The 18,830-nt window shown below is 43.1% G+C and carries 20 protein-coding genes; 9 read left to right on the top strand and 11 right to left on the bottom strand.

Features of this window, described 5'->3' with window-relative positions; all coding sequences use genetic code 11:
• The first annotated feature begins 6 nt into the window (after window positions 1-6).
• Both R7P74_RS00360 and ttcA read left to right on the top strand, forming a co-directional pair.
• Entirely contained in the window at window positions 7-669 is a 663-nt protein-coding gene (locus R7P74_RS00360; RefSeq protein WP_318122486.1) for a DUF2987 domain-containing protein, read from the top strand.
• A gap of 198 nt (window positions 670-867) precedes the next feature.
• Window positions 868-1,761, top strand: coding sequence for a tRNA 2-thiocytidine(32) synthetase TtcA (ttcA, locus tag R7P74_RS00355; RefSeq protein WP_005377502.1), 894 nt, complete (start codon window positions 868-870; stop codon window positions 1,759-1,761).
• A 141-nt stretch (window positions 1,762-1,902) separates the two neighbouring features.
• Here the strand turns inward: ttcA and uspE are convergent, their stop codons facing one another.
• The 10 genes from uspE to ccoN all read right to left on the bottom strand — a co-directional run bounded on the left by uspE (window position 1,903) and on the right by ccoN (window position 10,904).
• Window positions 1,903-2,850: a universal stress protein UspE gene (gene uspE / locus R7P74_RS00350; protein WP_213914992.1), complete on the bottom strand. Its 948-nt coding sequence runs from the start codon at window positions 2,848-2,850 to the stop codon at window positions 1,903-1,905.
• A gap of 180 nt (window positions 2,851-3,030) precedes the next feature.
• Window positions 3,031-3,777 (bottom strand): FNR family transcription factor, encoded by a 747-nt coding sequence (locus tag R7P74_RS00345; RefSeq protein ID WP_005377497.1) that lies wholly within the window; start codon window positions 3,775-3,777, stop codon window positions 3,031-3,033.
• A 90-nt stretch (window positions 3,778-3,867) separates the two neighbouring features.
• Window positions 3,868-4,548 (bottom strand): sulfite exporter TauE/SafE family protein, encoded by a 681-nt coding sequence (locus R7P74_RS00340; RefSeq protein ID WP_318122484.1) that lies wholly within the window; start codon window positions 4,546-4,548, stop codon window positions 3,868-3,870.
• 8 nt (window positions 4,549-4,556) lie between these two features.
• The gene (gene ccoS, locus R7P74_RS00335; RefSeq protein WP_005377493.1) at window positions 4,557-4,721 is read right to left on the bottom strand and encodes a cbb3-type cytochrome oxidase assembly protein CcoS; all 165 of its coding nucleotides are present in this window, start codon (window positions 4,719-4,721) and stop codon (window positions 4,557-4,559) included.
• 15 nt (window positions 4,722-4,736) lie between these two features.
• The gene (locus R7P74_RS00330; protein ID WP_225472926.1) at window positions 4,737-7,100 is read right to left on the bottom strand and encodes a heavy metal translocating P-type ATPase; all 2,364 of its coding nucleotides are present in this window, start codon (window positions 7,098-7,100) and stop codon (window positions 4,737-4,739) included.
• Window positions 7,101-7,104: 4 nt separating this feature from the next.
• Window positions 7,105-7,581, bottom strand: coding sequence for a FixH family protein (locus R7P74_RS00325; protein WP_318122482.1), 477 nt, complete (start codon window positions 7,579-7,581; stop codon window positions 7,105-7,107).
• Window positions 7,582-7,686: 105 nt separating this feature from the next.
• Window positions 7,687-8,661, bottom strand: a complete 975-nt coding sequence (gene ccoP / locus R7P74_RS00320; RefSeq protein WP_225472927.1) for a cytochrome-c oxidase, cbb3-type subunit III — start codon at window positions 8,659-8,661, stop codon at window positions 7,687-7,689.
• Window positions 8,661-8,834 (bottom strand): cbb3-type cytochrome oxidase subunit 3, encoded by a 174-nt coding sequence (locus tag R7P74_RS00315; RefSeq protein ID WP_005377485.1) that lies wholly within the window; start codon window positions 8,832-8,834, stop codon window positions 8,661-8,663. Before R7P74_RS00315 ends, ccoP begins: the two co-directional genes overlap by 1 nt.
• 9 nt (window positions 8,835-8,843) lie before the next feature.
• Window positions 8,844-9,464, bottom strand: coding sequence for a cytochrome-c oxidase, cbb3-type subunit II (gene ccoO / locus R7P74_RS00310; protein ID WP_005377475.1), 621 nt, complete (start codon window positions 9,462-9,464; stop codon window positions 8,844-8,846).
• Between the two features lie 12 nt (window positions 9,465-9,476).
• On the bottom strand, window positions 9,477-10,904 hold the full coding sequence (ccoN, locus tag R7P74_RS00305) for a cytochrome-c oxidase, cbb3-type subunit I (RefSeq protein WP_005396488.1): 1,428 nt from the start codon (window positions 10,902-10,904) through the stop codon (window positions 9,477-9,479).
• A 257-nt stretch (window positions 10,905-11,161) separates the two neighbouring features.
• Here ccoN and R7P74_RS00300 point away from each other — a divergent pair, with 257 nt between their 5' ends.
• From R7P74_RS00300 to R7P74_RS00290, 3 genes are all read left to right on the top strand, one after another.
• Window positions 11,162-11,518, top strand: coding sequence for a hypothetical protein (locus tag R7P74_RS00300; protein ID WP_005377473.1), 357 nt, complete (start codon window positions 11,162-11,164; stop codon window positions 11,516-11,518).
• Window positions 11,519-11,631: 113 nt separating this feature from the next.
• Window positions 11,632-12,813: an FIST signal transduction protein gene (locus R7P74_RS00295; RefSeq protein ID WP_017634895.1), complete on the top strand. Its 1,182-nt coding sequence runs from the start codon at window positions 11,632-11,634 to the stop codon at window positions 12,811-12,813.
• Entirely contained in the window at window positions 12,803-14,524 is a 1,722-nt protein-coding gene (locus tag R7P74_RS00290) for an ATP-binding protein (protein WP_158156477.1), read from the top strand. The genes R7P74_RS00295 and R7P74_RS00290 overlap by 11 nt, the downstream gene beginning before the upstream one ends.
• Before the next feature lie 167 nt (window positions 14,525-14,691).
• Here the strand turns inward: R7P74_RS00290 and R7P74_RS00285 are convergent, their stop codons facing one another.
• On the bottom strand, window positions 14,692-15,060 hold the full coding sequence (locus R7P74_RS00285) for a DUF3693 domain-containing protein (protein ID WP_318122479.1): 369 nt from the start codon (window positions 15,058-15,060) through the stop codon (window positions 14,692-14,694).
• Window positions 15,061-15,243: 183 nt separating this feature from the next.
• Between R7P74_RS00285 and R7P74_RS00280 the strand changes: the two genes are divergently transcribed.
• The 4 genes from R7P74_RS00280 (at window position 15,244) to R7P74_RS00265 (ending at window position 18,817) form a co-directional block, all read left to right on the top strand.
• Window positions 15,244-15,861: a 3'-5' exonuclease gene (locus R7P74_RS00280; protein ID WP_140103424.1), complete on the top strand. Its 618-nt coding sequence runs from the start codon at window positions 15,244-15,246 to the stop codon at window positions 15,859-15,861.
• 3 nt (window positions 15,862-15,864) lie between these two features.
• A complete protein-coding gene (locus R7P74_RS00275; protein WP_318122476.1) occupies window positions 15,865-17,895 on the top strand; it encodes a replication endonuclease in 2,031 nt (676 codons plus the stop codon).
• 83 nt (window positions 17,896-17,978) lie between these two features.
• Window positions 17,979-18,284: a hypothetical protein gene (locus tag R7P74_RS00270; RefSeq protein WP_005389159.1), complete on the top strand. Its 306-nt coding sequence runs from the start codon at window positions 17,979-17,981 to the stop codon at window positions 18,282-18,284.
• A gap of 269 nt (window positions 18,285-18,553) precedes the next feature.
• Window positions 18,554-18,817 carry a major coat protein gene (locus R7P74_RS00265; RefSeq protein ID WP_140104866.1) on the top strand — a complete coding sequence of 88 codons (264 nt, stop codon included), beginning with the start codon at window positions 18,554-18,556 and terminating at the stop codon, window positions 18,815-18,817.
• The last annotated feature ends 13 nt before the right edge of the window (window positions 18,818-18,830 follow it).

Below are 18,830 nucleotides of genomic sequence, written 5' to 3'. Positions count from 1 at the left end.
GATAAAATGAAAAAGTTAAGCCTAAGTCTGTTGGGAAGTACGGCGCTAATTCTTGCATCGCCGATAACCCAAGCTCAAGAGTACATGTTCACATACTCAAAGTTATATACTCAACTAAAAAACAACAATAAAGAAGGGCATGACGATGTGAAAGTTGGTGTCTTTTTTGTGGACGCAAAAACTAAGCAAATTTGTACGATAGAAAAAGCTTGGATGGAAAAAGAAGAGCACTATGAAGAGTTTGTTATCCCTGCTTCACAAGAGTTGCCTTTACCAGTTGATAAAAACTTAAAGTCAGCAAATCCGTTGGTTTTTGTCGATACCCCAAAAGATACACGTTGCGATTACTCACTTGTCGTGATGACCAAAGAACCATTACAGGGTAACGTTTCTTACGAGCAAATTAAGCCTCTTCTACCTCAAATGCAGACGATGCTGGAAGATTTAGGCGGTATGTTTGCGGGTTGGTTTACACCGGAAGTTCAAGGTGTGACGATGGAGTTTGCAAATCAACTGAATGATAAAGTGATTTTCTCAAACGGAACCGAAAAGCCAATTGTCAATGGCAAGATACAAGTCGCACTAAGTGAAATAGGGCAAGGTGGCACAATGGCACTACCAGAACCGACGATGCGAGTGTTACCTTATCTACCTAACGCAAAGAAATGAACACTGAACGTTTAGAAAGGGCTGCAATCGCAGCTCTTTTTTAATTTTGACCGTAACTAAAGTATCTTTCACACTCTTTTCTTAAAGACTCAATAAGACAAGCATTTAATCCTGTGTAAAAAGCTCGTATAATCCACGCCCCAAAGAAACCCATGTTAGGAAGTCCTAGTCGATTTATCGGCGATGTGAGAGCCCGCAATGAACCAAATAGATACAAGAAAAGAAACCCTAGAATTCAACAAGCTTCAGAAACGCCTAAGAAGACATGTTGGAAATGCCATTACTGATTACAACATGATCGAAGAAGGCGATGTTGTGATGGCATGTATTAGCGGTGGTAAAGATTCATTCGCGATGCTTGATATCCTGCTGAATCTTCAAAAAGCCGCACCGATCAAATTTGAAGTGGTTGCAGTAAACCTAGACCAAAAACAACCGGGCTTCCCTGAGCACATTCTGCCAGAGTATTTCGAAACACTGAATATCCCTTACTATATTGTCGATAAGGACACGTATTCCGTCGTAAAAGAGAAGGTACCAGAAGGCAAAACCACTTGTGGTCTGTGTTCACGCCTGCGACGTGGTACGCTGTATTCATTTGCAGAGAAGATTGGTGCAACTAAGCTTGCGCTAGGTCATCACATGGATGACATCGTCGAAACAATGTTCTTGAACATGTTCCACGGCTCTCGCCTTAAAGCGATGCCACCAAAGCTACGCTCTGATGATGGCCGTAACGTGGTCATTCGTCCATTGACTTACTGTCGTGAAAAAGATCTGATCAAATACGCTGAGCATAAGGATTTCCCAATAATTCCATGTAATCTTTGTGGCTCTCAAGAGAACCTTCAGCGTCAATCTATAAAAGCAATGTTGATTGAATGGGATAAGAAGACGCCAGGCCGTGTGGAAGCAATTTTTAAATCAATTCAAAACGTAAGCCCAAGCCAACTAGCAGACCGCGAATTGTTCGACTTTGTTAACTTACCGCTAGATCGTGAAGGTAACCGCGAAGAGTATGAGTTTAATGAGGCTGTCGTTTCTTCGACGAATATTGATGAATCAATGTTCATCGATGTTACGAACATCTAACTTGTAAAAAAGGAGGTCAATTAGACCTCCTTTTTTGTACCCAACGCTTTAACTGTTCCCAAACAAAAATCCCCCTGTATTCGGGGGGATTTATTAGCGCTTATTTGAAAGCGCTCAATACATAGCAATACTAAGGAGAGATTAGGTTGCTGTATTTGGATCGAGAGGACTAATGTAGCCTTTTGGTTTTAGAGCCAACACATCGCAATTTATTTTATCAATTACGTGCTCCGCTGTATTACCAATAAAGACAGCAGAAAGCCCAGTTCGCCCTGTAGTACCTAAAATAACCATTGCAGCATTCAAGCGCTCTGCAGCTGCCGGAATGACATCTTCAGGTAAACCTTGCTCAACTATCGTTTGTTCTTCATCAAGACCATGTTTTTGGCGTAGTGCTTTCATAGCCGTTAAATGATGACCTCGCACTGCATCGGTATAAGTCGTTGGGTCAAATTCAGGAAGTTCAATCGTAATGTTCGCCGGTGTAACGGGGTAGGCGTTAACAAGATATGGCTTGGCCTCAAGCCGAGTGGTGATTTCTTTTAATCGCTCGACCATCGTATCGTTGAGATCAATATGAGTCGGGTTTTCTGAGCCCACATGTACTGAGGCAAGGATACTTGCTTGTTCCGGCCAATCTGCATTTTTAATCAGAAGTACTGGGATAGGGCATTTACGTAACAAGTGCCAATCGGTCGGAGTGAAAATCACAGATTCTAACACGTCGTGCTTACGTGTGCCTTTGATGACTAGGTCATGATTGCCTGCGTAGACTTCAGCAATAATCGCCTCATAAGGACGGTTGTGCCAGACAACACAAACATCAAAGTCGAAGCCATCGTTTAGGTATGGTTGAGCAATTTTACGCATCCACTGCTCACGCTGATGAATGACACCTCGACGCATAGCATCTCTTTCATCCACTGATAGCATTGACGTCATGTCATACGAGAAATCGTAAATGGATAAAAAGAAAGTGATTCGGCTCCTAGATACACTTTTCTGAGCTAATTGAACAGCTCTTGCAAGTGCGGGCTGCTCATCATTATTGATGTCAGCTACAACAAGGATCTTACTGTATATACTCATAACTAAGCCCACTTCTATTGCAAAACCAGATACTGAATGTAAATTAAATCAGTATTTTGGAGTACTCACCGTACATTTTTACTGTAGCTTAGTTTGGAGAACTTTTTGAGGACTTTCGAAAGGAATTTATGAGAAATATGATGTAGCTCATTTTCGAGCTACATCAATAATTAGCGTGTATTATTCTTTAGTTACACCAGCAAGTTCCATCAATGCATCGTGGTCTAAGATAGTGATATATTTACCTTTTACGCTTAGGATCTCAGATTTCTGGAAACGACCTAACAAACGACTGATCGTTTCGACTGTAAGACCAAGGTAGTTGCCAATATCACCACGAGTCATAGTTAAACGAAACTCTCTAGGGCTGAAGCCACGCTGAGAAAAACGCGTTGATAGGTTGTAAAGGAAAGCAGCTAGTCGCTCTTCTGCATTCTTTTTAGAAAGAAGCAAAATCATTTCCTGATCACCTTTAATTTCGTTACTCATCAAACGCATGATTTGCTGGCGAAGCTTAGGCATCTTACCCGATAGATCGTCTAAAATTTCGTATGGGATTTCACATACCATCGACGTTTCGAGTGCTTGAGCAAAGCTAGGGTGGGAGTCACCAGTGATAGCATCGAAACCGACTAAGTCTCCAGCTAAGTGAAACGCTGTGATTTGCTCATCACCTTGCTCTGTGATCGTATAGCTCTTGATGGTACCAGAGCGGATAGCGTATAGCGATTTTAGCTCATCACCGGCCTTAAAAAGCTCTTGTCCTTTTTGAATAGGCTTCTTACGTTCGATGATTTGGTCAAGCTGGTCAAGTTCTGCCTCATTTAGAGTGAACGGGATACACAGTTGACTAATGCTACAATCTTGGCAATGAATGGCGCAACCGCCTGATTGGATACGCTTTGTTGCAGGTTTTTCAGAAATCATAACAACCTTTCACTATTTGATATACATCAATATTTTAGCATCGCTTAATCCTAAAGGGTAGCAAAAATGTCACCTCAATAGAGTTTAACGTTATATGAAACCGAGTAATGCTAAGGCTCCTACGGCGGTATACGTACCATAGCCAATAAGGATTAATGCTGAAATATTTCTAAATATTAATGATTTTTGTAATTTCTGAAAATGATTGGCACCGTATCCAATAATAAGCATTGCAGGTAGCGTTCCGAGCCCAAACGCAAGCATAATTAGGCCGCCGTTCATCGCACTACCAGAAACCGCCGACCAAGTAAGCGCTGAATAAACTAAACCACATGGTAACCAACCCCAAATAAAGCCAAATGGCAACGCGTGAAGAGGATGCTTTAATGGCAACAAACTCTTCCCTGCTGGCGAGATAAAGCGCCAGAGATACTGCCCTAGCTTTTCTATTAAAAGTAAGCCTTGCCACCATTTAGCAATATACAGCGCGACCAGAATCATGAATAACGCAGCAATCAGCCTTAACCAAGCAAGAGAATGCGTTAACCCACTAAGCTCAGATAAACCTGATATAGCACCACCCACTAATGCTCCTATTAAGGTATAACTGATCAATCGTCCGAGGTTGTAGAAGAGGGGGATAAGAGGGGTAGTTTTATTTTTAGCAGAAGAGCCCATGGCAAGCAGAGACGCGATACCACCACACATACCCATACAATGACCGGCTCCTACTAAGCCGATCATCAACGCACCGATAAAATCAGGAGTCATAAAGGTCGCTACTTTTTATCACTATTAGATTGGTCTTCTTCGTCGAGAAGAATGTTGTGCCCTTGCCGTTCAAGATCTTCAAACTGATCGCTTCTTACCGCCCAAAGAAAAACGGCGACAGCAACACAAACGAGAACGATAGCGATGGGAATCAATATATAAAGACTTTCCATGTTTGCTTTCTCTACTTATTTCTCTTTGAGCAGGCGCAAAGAGTTAGATACAACGATAATTGAGCTTGCAGACATGCCAACTACTGCAATGTAGGGAGCCACTAAACCTGCGACCGCCAAAGGCAAAATTAACAGGTTGTAACCCAAAGACCAAGCCAAGTTTTCTCGAATAATCTTTCTTGTACGCAGTGCAAGCAAACGTGCTTCTAGTAGCTTTTCGAGATTATCCCCAAGTAACGTCATATCTGCAGAAGCTTTAGCGACATCTGTACCACCGCCCATTGCGACAGAAAGGTGAGCTCCGGCGAGAGTCGGCGCGTCATTGATTCCATCACCAACCATCATAGTGATACTGTTTTCGTCCAAGCTCTTAAGGTATGCAAGCTTATCTTCTGGCTTTGCTGACGCGACGATGTGATCGATACCAATTTCATTCGCCACTGGTTGGGCGTTTGAGAGAGAATCACCAGTTAGCAGGGTTGTCTTAATTCCAGCGTCAGCAAAACGTTGAATAAAGGCTTTGCTTTCTTTTCGGATAGGGTCGCGGTAGTAAAAGCTAGCGACATGCTTGCCATCAACCGACAGATAGACCGCCTGGCTTTCACCACTTTCTTTGCCTTGAACAAAAGCAGCACTACCTATCTTAACGATTTTGCCATTCCACATACCCTCAATCCCTGAACCAATCACGTTTTGCACGTCAGACACGATAAAGTCATCATTGGTGTAAGTTGCAAAAGAACGAGCGATAGGGTGGTTTGCATGAGCCTCTAAAGCTGCAGCTAGTGATAGACAATCTTTCTGTGGGAGATCACTAAGTACCTTTGTTTCACAGACCTCAATATCACCTTTCGTTAGAGTGCCTGTTTTATCTACAACTAAGTGGTTGATCTTACATAGTGTCTCAAACACATGGCCTTTACGAAGCAAAATGCCAAAATTACCCATTCTAGAGGTAGCACAAGTGAGAGCGGTCGGAGTGGCCAGAGATAGCGCACATGGGCATGTAGCAACTAACACAGACAGCATGATCCAAAACGCATCATCTGGTTTTGTTTGATGCCAGTAAAACCAAGTACCAGCAGAGATAATAAGAATCACACCAACAAAGTAACGGGCGACAATGTCTGCAATTTCCGCAATTTTAGGTTTGGAGTGTTGAGCTTCATCTTGTAAACGCACGATGTTAGAAATCATTGAATCGGCCTTTGAGCTTACTACCTCAAGTTCAAATGATTCGTCTCCGTTTAGCGTTCCCGCATAAACAATATCGCCTTCTCGTTTCACAACGTGCACTGACTCACCCGTTAGCATGGATTCATCAATATGAATACGGCCTGAAATAACTTTACCGTCAGCGGGGATATGTTCACCAGGTAGAACGCGAATACGATCGCCAACTTTTAGCGTCTTCACGGGTATCTGATCACCGTCCAGCGTTGTAGCAATTGCCGGAATCAACTTAAGAAGGTTACCACTCGCTGCAGCAGCTTTGCGACGAGCGCGCATCTCTAAGAATCGACCTACTAACAAAAAGAAGGTAAACATCGAGATAGATTCAAAGAAGACTTCGCCTTGTTCAGTTACTGTTGCAACTAAACTTGCAACATAGGCAAAGATCAACGCGATAGAAACCGGGACATCCATACCAAGGGTTCGGCCTTTGATACTGCGCCATGCGTTTAAGTAAAATGGAAGAGCGGAATAAAGCAAAACAGGAGTAGCAAAAATCAAACTTACCCAACGAAAGTAACTTTTAAACTCTGGCTCTAAATCACCAAAGACTTCGAGATACAGTGCAACGGCGAGCATCATGACCTGCATGGTTGCTAAACCTGCAATACCTAGCCGATATAGATATTGCTTCATCATTCGATGGTAAGAGGCTTCTTGCTTATCTGCTTCAAAAGGTGCAGCTTTGTAACCAAGTTTATGAATAACGGAAAGGAGCTCGCTTAACCGTACCTGAGTTTTATCCCAGGCTAGTAACGCTCGATTGGTGGTTGTATTAACACGAATAGATACCAACCCGGCTGTATTGGAAACTTGCTTTTCGATTAACCACGCACAAGCAGCACATGAAACGCCTTCTAAAGAAAGGGTTACTTCAGAAACATTTTCGCGATTTCGTACGAATTCAGATTGTACATCCGCATTGTCATAATGAATTAAAGCTTGGAGTTGCTCTGGTACTAGATCTGCCTTTTCTGCAGGCGCAGTGCGGTATTGGTAATATGAGACAAGACCACTATCGACAATAGTCTGCGCCACAGTTTCGCAGCCCGGACAACACATGTCGCGAATTTCACCCAATATTTCTACTTTGAAATCCGTGTTGGCTGGTACATCTTCACCGCAGTGATAACAGGATTTACACATATGCTTACTTCATTAACGGTGTTGAAGAGGCAGGAAACTCCACTTTACCTTGGATCATCCATTGCTTGTCGTGTGGTTGTAGTTCAACAAACCATGGTCCTTGAATAGATTCCTCAGCTTTTAGTCGGTAATTACCAGATGCATCCGCTGTTACAAGCTTTGTGAAGTCACGATCAGGAAGAGTACGATGAGTGAAAGTGGCCGTTAGAGCAGGGTAATGAGGTAGCTTCCCTTTAGCGAAAACAATCACAACATTGTTATTTTCAGAGGAAATCTCAGCGTTAAGACCTAGGCCACGAGCGACATTCATTTTACTAATGTCGATATTAATGCCTTTGCCTTTTTTATAGTAATCCTCGGCGACTAAAGAAACAGAGTTGTTCGAGAAAACGACCACAGTAATCACAGTCCAAACTACGACAGTAAGAGGAAGGATGATTAGGAACCACGGCCAAAATTGTTTATACCAAGGCTTTACCATAAAAAAGTTCTCAACAGCTAAATGAAAAAATGTAAGGCGTTAAATTTAAAGGAAAGACAGCCCCTATGAAAGGGGCTGTTATTGCTATGTTACGTAATATCTCAGTTACTTACTCTCTGAGTTACTTAAACTCCAGACATATGAGGCAACGAGCTGAACTTTATCTTCACCCAAAATGTCTTTCCACGCAGGCATTACGCCTGAGCGTCCGTTCATTACGGTTTCTGTTACAGCTGCACGAGAGTCACCAAATAACCAGTCTTGGTCTGTAAGGTCAGGCGCACCGACTGCAGGGTTACCCTTACCATCGGTACCATGACAAGCTGCACACACTACGAAGCGTGCTTTACCTGCCGTGGCTTCACGAGCATTTACTTTACGACCAGATAGACTAAGTGTGTAACTTACAACTTCTTGAACACCTTGCTCACCAAGGGCATCTTTCCATGCTGGCATTTGACCAATACGGCCGTGCATGATGGTTGTAACGATCGCTGCTGGCTCGCCACCATATAGCCATGCATCATCAGTCAGGTTAGGGAAGCCTTTCTGACCACGTGCATCAGAGCCATGGCATTGAGAACAGTTTTGCAAAAACAAACGCTGACCAACTTTTAATGCTTCAGGATCTTGCGCAATTTCAGGAATTGGGCGTAGACCACTGTCATTGTGCGCAAGTTTACGGAATGCTTCGCCGAAGTAAGCGTCGGCATCATCCAGTTCTTTTGCATATTGGTTTAGTTGCTTGTTCTCTTGTGCTGCAGCGATGGCTTCTTTTGACTCTTCTAGTGAGCGAACGGTTTGAGCCGAACTCTGCCAGTTTAAAAAGCCCTTGAAGCTACCTAGACCTGGGAATAGGGCAAGGTAAACTGCTGCGAACACAAATGTGCTTACAAACAGGTAAGTCCACCACTTTGGTAGAGGGTTGTTTAGCTCGCGAATACCATCGTACTCGTGGCCCATGTCTTCCCCTTCCTCGACGCCCATTTTATCTTTAGCGCACCAAGTCAGGAGAATCGCACAGCCTACTAGCGTACCGACAGTAATCACGATAATCCAGAGACTCCAGAATGTAGTCATTACTTCTTCACTCCTTGGTTATTAGGGGTCTTTTGTTCTTCGTCAGCAAACACCAAGTTGGCATCTTCTTCAAAGCGTGCTTTACGCTTTTTACTAAATGCCCACCATACGATGCCAATAAAACTAGCGAAGAGTACAACGGTATAAATACTATGAATTGTACCGAAATCCATATGATCCCCTTACTTCATTGCATGACCAAGAGACTGAAGGTAAGCGATGATTGCATCCATCTCTGTTTTACCTTCTACTTCTTTAGCCGAATTCGCGATCTCTTCATCAGTGTATGGAACGCCGAACTGATCACGAAATAGCTCAAGTTTCTTCTGAGTTAGCTTACCGTCTAAAACGTTTTCAGCTAGCCACGGGAAACCTGGCATGTTTGACTCAGGAACAAGCTCACGAGGATCTAACAGGTGAACACGGTGCCATTCGTCAGAATAACGACCACCAACACGAGCTAAATCCGGGCCTGTACGCTTAGAGCCCCAAAGGAATGGGTGTTCCCAAACACTCTCACCAGCAACAGAGTAGTGACCGTAACGTTCAGTCTCTGAGCGGAAAGGACGAACCATCTGGCTGTGACAGACGTTACAACCTTCACGGATGTAGATATCACGGCCTTCCATCTCCAAAGGAGTGTAAGCGCGCAGATTTTCTACAGGTTCAGTCGTTTGCTTTTGGAAAATCAGAGGAGTGATCTCTACAAGAGCACCCCAACTGATAGCAAACACGATAAAAATAGCCAACAAACCGACATTACGTTCTAAGATTTCATGGCGATTATTAGAATTATTACTCATTCTTAAATCTCCTTATGCCGGATGTGGGATAGCTTTTAGGCTTTCTTTAGGTGCACTTACCGTTTTGTACGTGTTGTATGCCATTAGGAACATACCAGATAGGAAGATAAATCCGCCTAGGAAACGTACAAAGTAGAACGGATAAGACGCTTCTACAGATTCAACAAAACTGTAAGTTAGCGTACCGTCAGAGTTAACCGCGCGCCACATAAGACCTTGCATTACACCAGAGATCCACATCGCAACGATGTAAAGAACGGTACCGATTGTTGCTAGCCAGAAATGCACATTAACTAGACCAACAGAGTACATACGCTCTTGGCCAAATAGGCGAGGTACCAAGTGATATACAGAGCCGATAGAAACCATCGCAACCCAACCTAACGCACCAGAGTGAACGTGACCAATGGTCCAGTCTGTGTAGTGAGAAAGTGCGTTAACCGTCTTAATCGACATCATCGGGCCTTCAAAGGTAGACATACCGTAGAACGACAGTGAAACGATTAGGAAACGTAGGATAGGGTCATAACGAAGCTTATGCCATGCACCAGATAACGTCATAATACCGTTGATCATACCACCCCAAGAAGGAGCAAATAGAACCAGCGACATAACCATACCTAGAGACTGAGTCCAGTCTGGTAGCGCTGTATAATGAAGGTGGTGAGGGCCTGCCCAAATATATAGAGAAATAAGTGCCCAGAAGTGAACGATAGATAGACGGTAAGAATAAACAGGACGTTCAGCTTGTTTAGGAACGAAGTAGTACATCATACCTAGGAAACCAGCGGTCAGTAGGAAACCTACCGCATTGTGTCCATACCACCACTGAACCATCGCATCCACTGCGCCCGAGTAAATCGAGTAAGATTTACCAAGTGACACAGGAATAGCCATGCTGTTCACGATGTGAAGTACTGCTACTGTGATAATAAAGGCACCGAAGAACCAGTTTGCCACATAAATATGTGACGTGTTTCGCTTCACTAGTGTGCCGAAGAACACCACCGCATATGATACCCATACTAGCGCAATTGCGATATCAATAGGCCATTCTAGCTCAGCATACTCTTTACCCGATGTTAAACCGAGAGGCAAAGTAATGGCTGCTGCCAGGATGATTGCTTGCCAACCCCAAAAGGTGAAGGCAACGAGTGGGCCACCAAAAAGACGTGTTTGACATGTGCGCTGTACAACATAATAAGACGTTGCGAACAGAGCACTGGTACCAAACGCAAAAATTACCGCATTAGTATGCAGTGGACGTAAGCGACTGTACGTCAACCACGGCGTATCAAAGTTTAGCTGTGGCCAAACTAATTGAGCGGCAATCAAAACACCAACAGCCATACCAACTATGCCCCATAAAATGGTCACAAGGGTAAATTGGCGAACGACTGTATAGTTGTAGTTTTGTTCAAGCTGCTTTACTTGGCTCATTTGCATGCTTCCAATTTCTAATTAACTACACTTTTACTTCCAACACGACTTGCGTCGTAACACCACCCAAGTAAACTCTAGAATTCAAGTGTTATCATCACCTTATTTCCATTGCTGACTTTAATAAAAAGTGGCATTTTCAGCGTGACACTATACTTGAATTAACAATTCAATGACAGGGTAGTAACCTTACTGGACCTCTGGAAATCATTTTTTATTTAAAAAGTTTGAAGTTTGTAACAAGGATATTAGTAATTATGCCTGCACAAAAGTTAACAAAGGCGCGACTTGCACAAATCTTAATCATGCTCAGTGTTTTAATAGGCGCATTTTTCTGGCGTACCTTTACACACGAGAGTGTTAATAGCGTTGACTGTTCACAAAAAGAACGATGCGATGTAACAATTGAAGGAGAAATAATCACGATTAATCGTGACTCAATGGGAATTTCGCTCGAAACGACAGAAAGTAGCACTCTAAAAATTGATCTAAATCAATCTGGTAATTTTATCAATCTCAACGAAAAGCATAAGTCAGTAGAATGGGACATCATGCCTGAATCGAAAAAAATCACCTTTAAAAAAGGTGAAAACATTGTTGTAGTTCAATTATAAATACGATCTATCACGAGATAATCGTAACTTATTAATGAAATTAACACCTTCTTACCTAGAGAAAATTGGTTGGAATGGTATAACAGCAGAGTGATATCCAATTATAAAATCGTATGCATTGCCAATCAGTTTTTACTCATATTAAAGATGAAGACTCAGCGATAAAAACGCTCAGGTCCGAATTGACACAACAGAACTTGTCTTACGTGATGTGTTACTACACGGAAGAATACAATTTCGAGTTGATTCGAGAAGCGTTTCTTGCGCATTTTCCTGGTGTGCCTTTTCATGGCGCCAGTTCATGTCAAGCCGTAATGACAGATCAGGGCTTTCATACAGGACCAGTAATTGCGGCACTTGCTGTTTATGATACAGGTCCTCATGCTTATGGTACTGGTATTTCTAATCACAACTCAGGTGACAGCGTCACCAAGGCTTTGGATATGGCCCTTGAGAACGCAAACCGTGTAGGAGAGGTACCAAACTTAATTCTACTTCATGCTACACCAGGGCAAGAGGAATCAATCATTGCGTCTATAGATGAAAGATTTGGAACTCTAATTCCAATTATTGGTGGTTCGGCCGCTGATAATAACATCGCTGGGAAATGGTCTGTGATAACCGCCCAAGGCTCTCAAACTTCAGGTTTAAGCTTAACTCTCTTTTACTCCTCTCAACCTGTTGATATCGCTTTTAGCGCTGGGCATACACCAACTAATATCAAAGGTGTTGCAACCAAGACCAACGATAGATGCTTACTTGAAATTGATAATGAACCTGCGCTCAATGTTTATAGAAGGTGGACAAATCACCAGGATAACCAAGTAGGTAAAGATAATATGCTGTTTACAAACTCGAGTGCTTATCCATTAGGGCGGATCGCAGGTCATCTCTATGATCGCCCATATTACAAGTTATCCCATCCGATCCGTGAGACGCCAGATGGTGGAATCGAGTTGTTTACACGAATAGAAGAGGGTGACGAGCTCACATTAATGAAAGGAAGTCGTGAGCATCTCGTTGCGCGCGCTGCAAAAGTCGTCAATGCCGCTTTTAACCAAAAATTAGAAGAGTCTCGAAAAATTGGAGTGATAAATATCTTTTGCGCAGGTCCCATGTTGCACTTAATGCAAGACATGAATAGCGTTTGTGAACAAATTAACCAAGAACTAGAACATTTGCCTTTTATTTGCCCTTTTACTTTCGGCGAGCAAGGTAGATTTATTGGTGGTGAGAATGGACATGGAAACCTGATGATTTCATCGGCTATATTCCATAAACCTTATGAAAGATAAATACTTAGACATATATCAACAGGAAGCGCTTCAAGAAGCGTTAGTTGAGCTAAAGCAGGCTAGACAAAGAGAACGACTACTCGCTGATGAAAACAAGGCCATTCTTTCCGCGATATCTGCGATGAGTGAGGCAAAGAATCGGCATGAGATATTTACGGGATTAAACAATGTCCTCAAAAAGTACATCAACTTCGATGATTTTATTGTACTGACTCGTGATGGTGAACGATATCCCTTCAAGACATTGATATCAACTAATAGCGTATTTGATAATGTATCCTGGTTACACGGTAACACCTATCAAAGAGCTCTCAATGGTGAATGCATTCTACTGTTCGAGCCAGATAAACTCGCTGAGTTTGTTAACTTAAACAGCTTTATAAAAAGCCATGTAAACTCGGTCGTTTTAACTGGTATACGTTCAGAAGTAACGCAAACCGTAATCCTACTTATTGGAGCTCAGAAAGGGCACTTTAGCATAGAGAATAAGGAAACCTTGAGGCGGTTTCGTCCCTTAATTGAAAGGGCGGTCATTGATATCGAGACCAAAGAGAAGTTACAACGTATCGTTGAAGTAAGAACAACTCAGCTCGCTAAAGCAAGAGAAGAAGCAGAGCTTGCGAACCGGTCTAAGTCGGAGTTCTTAGCGATGATGAGTCATGAAATAAGAACCCCTTTAAATTCCGTTCTTGGAATGCTAGATATACTGAAGCAATCAACCTTGTCAGAAGAACAAATTGATGCTTTGAGCCAAATGGAGTGCTCTGCAGAGTTACTTCTCGCGATAATCAGTGACATTCTTGATCTTTCTAAAATTGAGTCAGGTCGCTTTCAGCTCAATGAACAATGGATTAACTTAAGAGACACTGTCACTTTTGTTATTTCTCAGCAAAAACAAATAGCTAAGAAGAAAAATCTTAAATTCAAGCTCAACTGTACTGTCACTAATGACAAACAATTTTGGATTGACTCCACGCGGTTATCTCAAATTCTGTTTAATCTAATAGGGAATGCAATAAAGTTTACAGACGAAGGTGAAGTAAAAGTTTCTGTATCTGAGCAAGATGCTGAACTTGTGATCTCAATATCTGACACTGGAATTGGTATATCTAAAGCAAAGCAAGAGCACTTGTTTACGGCATTTCATCAAGGAGACCGTTCCATCACGAGACGCTTCGGTGGTACAGGACTGGGGCTCGCAATAACCAAGCATTTAGTTGAAATGATGCGTGGCAAGATTGCCGTTAAAAGTGATGAGCATGTTGGTTCAACCTTTACGATTTCGATTCCAGTTTTGACTCGTTGCAATCAAAATCGTCCAGTTAGAATCGAAACCAATCAACCGACAAAAGCAATGGAACTTCTCGTCGTAGAAGATACCGAGTCGAATCAGTTCGTAATAAAGCTTATCTTAAATAAGCTTGGCCATAATGTTCATATCGCAAGCCATGGAGCAGAGGCATTAACATTTTTAGAAGAGAATGAGGATTTAATCGATTTGATTCTCATGGATGTCTCGATGCCAGTGATGGATGGAATTACCGCAACAAGACTTATTCGAGATAAAGGCCTCAAGACTCCAATTATAGCGTTAACTGCACATGCGCTAGAAAGCGATAGAGATAAATGCCTGGATGCCGGGATGGACGGATTCATTTCCAAGCCAGTTAGAAGACAAGATATCTTTGAAGCTATACAGTCATTTCAATAACTAAAAAGGCGTTAATATAGATCTTAACAATCGATAGATTATTAAGATCTATATTAAGTATTTTATGGTAAATAACTATTATGTTTAATACTAACGCCCTTAAATTTAAAATCTGCAAGGGAATAGGAGCATACTCAGACAACATTTAGCGTACGGCGATATACAATTTAACATAACACATATAATGCGCACTGTAATAGTGGTTCCTGTGGACTTGCAATCACTAAAGCCAATCCGGTACAAACCATTGAAATGCTTGATAATCCAAGTCCGTTATACTTTTTTGCAATGCTTTCCCACATGCTTTTTATCGCTGGATTTTCATTGCGATCAGCGTGACATCCTAGTAACGCGATCTCAGGGTCTATACCTGCGCCGTGTGCGAGAAAAACTGCTTCTTCATCAGTAAGTTGCCTAACACCTTTGCGAATTTTACTAATCTTCGGCGGGTCTAGATTCAAATCGTGCGCAACCTGCTTATCTTGTACGTAGTTTTTCGCCTTTTTGTAGGCGTTAATTAGTTCAGCTGTGTACATAAGAACCTCCATTTCTTCTCATTGTAGCCACAAAGTTGCCATAAATCGCATCTTGCAGTTGCCATTCTTCGCAACTAGGATTGCCATAAATCGCAATTAAGACCGCCTAGCTCTGGGCGTTTGCCCTTGACGCTTTCGCGCTTGGCTTTGGCGGTCGCTCTCACAACTAGTCAAGGTGTTGCTATGAAAAAACTTCCTACTGAAAATGCGATCATTATCGATACAGAAACTACTGGCTTAGGAGCTGACGCAGAAATTGTTGAGTTCACTGCTATCTGTGCTAATTCTGGCAAAGTTATCGTTAATGAACTTGTTAAACCAACGTGTTCGATTCCTGCTGAAGCTACAGCTATTCATGGCATCACCAATGAAGACGTTAAAGACGCGCCCGACTTTCATCTGATGTTCTCTAACCGTTTTCTTCCACTTCTTAACGGTCGTCCCATTATCATCTACAACTCAGATTTTGATACACGCTTAATTATCCAGTCTTTGGATAAGCACTGTAACGCCGCTTACGTTCAATCCGTTCACGATTTGTTTTTCAAGTTCTGTGTTCCTCAGTGCGCAATGCTTTGGTACGCAGAGTTTTACGGTGTTTGGAATGAATATCATGAGGACTACAAGTGGCAATCTCTTACTAATGCCTGCGCCCAACAGCATGTTGATGTGTCCGACTTAATCGCACACCGAGCCCTGGCCGATTGTGAAATGACTCGTCGATTGATTCATGCCGTTAACTCAAAGATTGAATACCAAAACAATCAAAAGTGTGACCGCGTCACGGATTTTAAGGCGTAACCGATGCGTGAACTTGTTATTGATTTGGCATCAGGCAAACAAGAATGGATTGATTTTGTTCCTGTCCATTCTTGGGCTTCATGTGAGCACATTCCTGACAACTTATTCGACCATCGTTTTGAGTACGTCGACCACAGATTCACAACGCCTGAGGATTTCATTCCGTCGGCTGTGAAATCGGCAATGAGTACGTCAATCTACTCACACGACCTGTCAGATTTTATTGAGCGCCCTACTTCTAACCCTTGTTTGGACTTGCCGAAATCATTACACCGTAACGGCGACTTCGCTCGACACATGACACGCGCTTACACCGACATTCTGAAAACACGCAACGCTCTGGAAGCCGTTCGCGCAGTTAACGACGCTCACGACCGTTTGACTGAGCACAGCTACAGCTACGCGATGTCAGATGAGCAAATTACCAATCTAGCCAAGCGCAAATCACGCGACTTTTCTCGCGTGTTAAGTGCGATTCCGCTTGAAGAATCACAAGCACGTTTTGATAAAGCGGTTCAGCTTCTTGATTCATTAGGCTTGGCATTCTCACCTGAGCAAATTCAATACGCAGAAAACAACTGTGAACTTTTCGCATTGGTGAACCGTGCTCTTGATGAGCATTGGCTTGTTCGTCAACTGCGCCGTAAATGTGCTTACGAGGTTGAATGTGTTGCGCGTGATTTAGCACTTGTTCAACGCCGTAAGCAAGTTTACTGCTCGGATTTTTCTCTAAACCGTCAACGTGATCGCAATACGTCTAACCGTATCGCGCTAGAAAACACGATTGCTTACGATGAGGCTGACCCGTCTAACTACTTCACACTCAGTGAGTTATCGGCTAAGTCGGTTTCTAACGCTGAGATTCGCCGCGCTGAAATGTTTGTTCGTCTGCGTGGCTTTGAGGAAATCGCTCAAGAATCGAATCACGATGCGGTGTTCTTCACGGTAACAGCTCCGTCTCGTTTTCACTCTGTATCTAAGGGTGACATCAACCCTAAATGGCTTGAGGCTGGCAAGCCTGATGCGAAAGCGGCTCACGCTTACCTCATGGGCGTTTGGGCGAATCTTCGTAAGTCGATTGATAAAAGCAAAATCAAGGTTTACGGGATGCGTATCGTTGAACCTCACCAAGACGGCACACCGCATCACCACTTGTTGCTGTTCATGGAAAAATCCGCACGCAAATTTGTGACGTCTGAGTTTCGTCGTCTTGCTATGGCTGACTCGCCAGACGAAAAAGGCGCAAAGAAAGCCCGTTTCAAAGCGGAGGTTATCGACTGGTCGCAAGGTTCAGCCGTTGGCTATGTCGCTAAATACCTGAGCAAAAACATCGACGGTCAACACATTGATTCAGACAAAGGTTCGTCTTTGTCTGGCTCGGATGCGGCGGAACGTGTCATAACTTGGGCGCGTGTGAATCAAATTCGTCAATTTCAATTTATTGGTGGTCCATCTGTCACGGTATGGCGTGAGCTTCGTCGTCTTCGTGATGAATTCAAAGAGGACGATGCTTTGTTTACAGATTTATCTCAAGACGAACACTTTCTATTAGAAAAGGTTCGCCGCTCTGCTGATGAGGGCGACTGGAAAGCGTTTTGTTACGCAATGGGCGGTGTGTTCGTTAAGCGCAAAGACCAACCAGTAAAAGCGGAATATTCCGTTTCAACCTCTATCGAAAAACTGATTGCTTCGGGCGGTGAATACTCATCGACCCGCTACGGTGATATGGCTCAAGCGCGTTTGAATGGCTTGATGTTCCATAAGATTTTTATCGCGACTCGCTTCCGTACTTGGAAGACCGAGAACAAACAACAATTCATCCGTGCTCAACAAGGGATCATGTCTAACGTGGTCGATTACTTCGACGCGCTAGAACGTGAAAAAGAGTACGAGCGTATGTATGACGACCTTTACGAGCAATACGAAAAACACCTAGCGCTCTATGACGAAATGGAAGCGCTGTTGCTCACCGACCCTCAGGAAATTAATGCGTCGTGTTGGGTGGGCGCAGCCCCGCCCGACATGATGCATTAATTTCCCTTGGACTTGTGTCAATAACTGTCATTTCAATTTTCAACTAACCAACAACGTAAAAATAAGGGCAAAACACTATGAGAATGGAAGGTTTAATTCTAGATGTTTCGGACATCGTTCAAGAAACCAAAACAGACCGTAATGGCGAACAAAAGCAAAACGGCAAGCTGCGTCTCATCACGACCAATCCAACAGACACCATTGAAGTGCGTGTGTCTCCTGAGCTTTGGGAAAACGGCAAGGCTGGCGAACTGCTCAAGCGCTGCGTGGGTAATCGCATGATGTTTGATGTGGAACACAAAAAATTCAGCTTTGGTAACGATGAGGGTAAACACGTCTCTATCGACGGTTTCCACCTCTACGCCCTACCTCAACTTAATGAAAAGTAAGGGCTAAATCATGACCGAGACGCAATTTGCAGAGCTAATGGCTCGACTCGATAACTTTCAGTTAATGGTGTTCTTAGGCATTTGCTTCTTGTTAGTTGCGCTCGGTTGGATGGTCGGAGGGCAAAGATAAATGCTGTCAATAGAGTTTATGCTCGGCTGTTTTGGGGCAGCATTTATCCTTGGCTTCTCGATTGGTTTCCACATTCTTGGATTCAAGAAAGCGGCTGAGGTTTCAACTTCTTCATAAACAAAACATAGGAAATAAGACTATGGAAAAGCAAAGCAAAGTACGCGCAGCAATGGCTAAGTCTGGCGCAGTAGTAACAACAAAACGTGCGACATTTGGTGGTGCACTTCTTATGGCGGCATCTGGTGCACATGCAGCATTGCCAGATCAGGCAGCGCAAGCATTCGCTGATTTAAGCACGTTTGTTACTGACATGCTTGCCTCTACTTGGACAATCGCTGTTCCACTAACGGTTGGTTTCATCGGCATCAAGCTATTCAAGAAAGGTGCAAACAAAGCAACGTAATTCTAACGACTGC

The sequence above is a fragment of the Vibrio sp. 2033 genome (assembly GCF_033339735.1).
The sequence above is the reverse complement of the archived record's forward strand: the minus strand, read 5'-3'. Positions and strand labels throughout refer to the sequence as shown.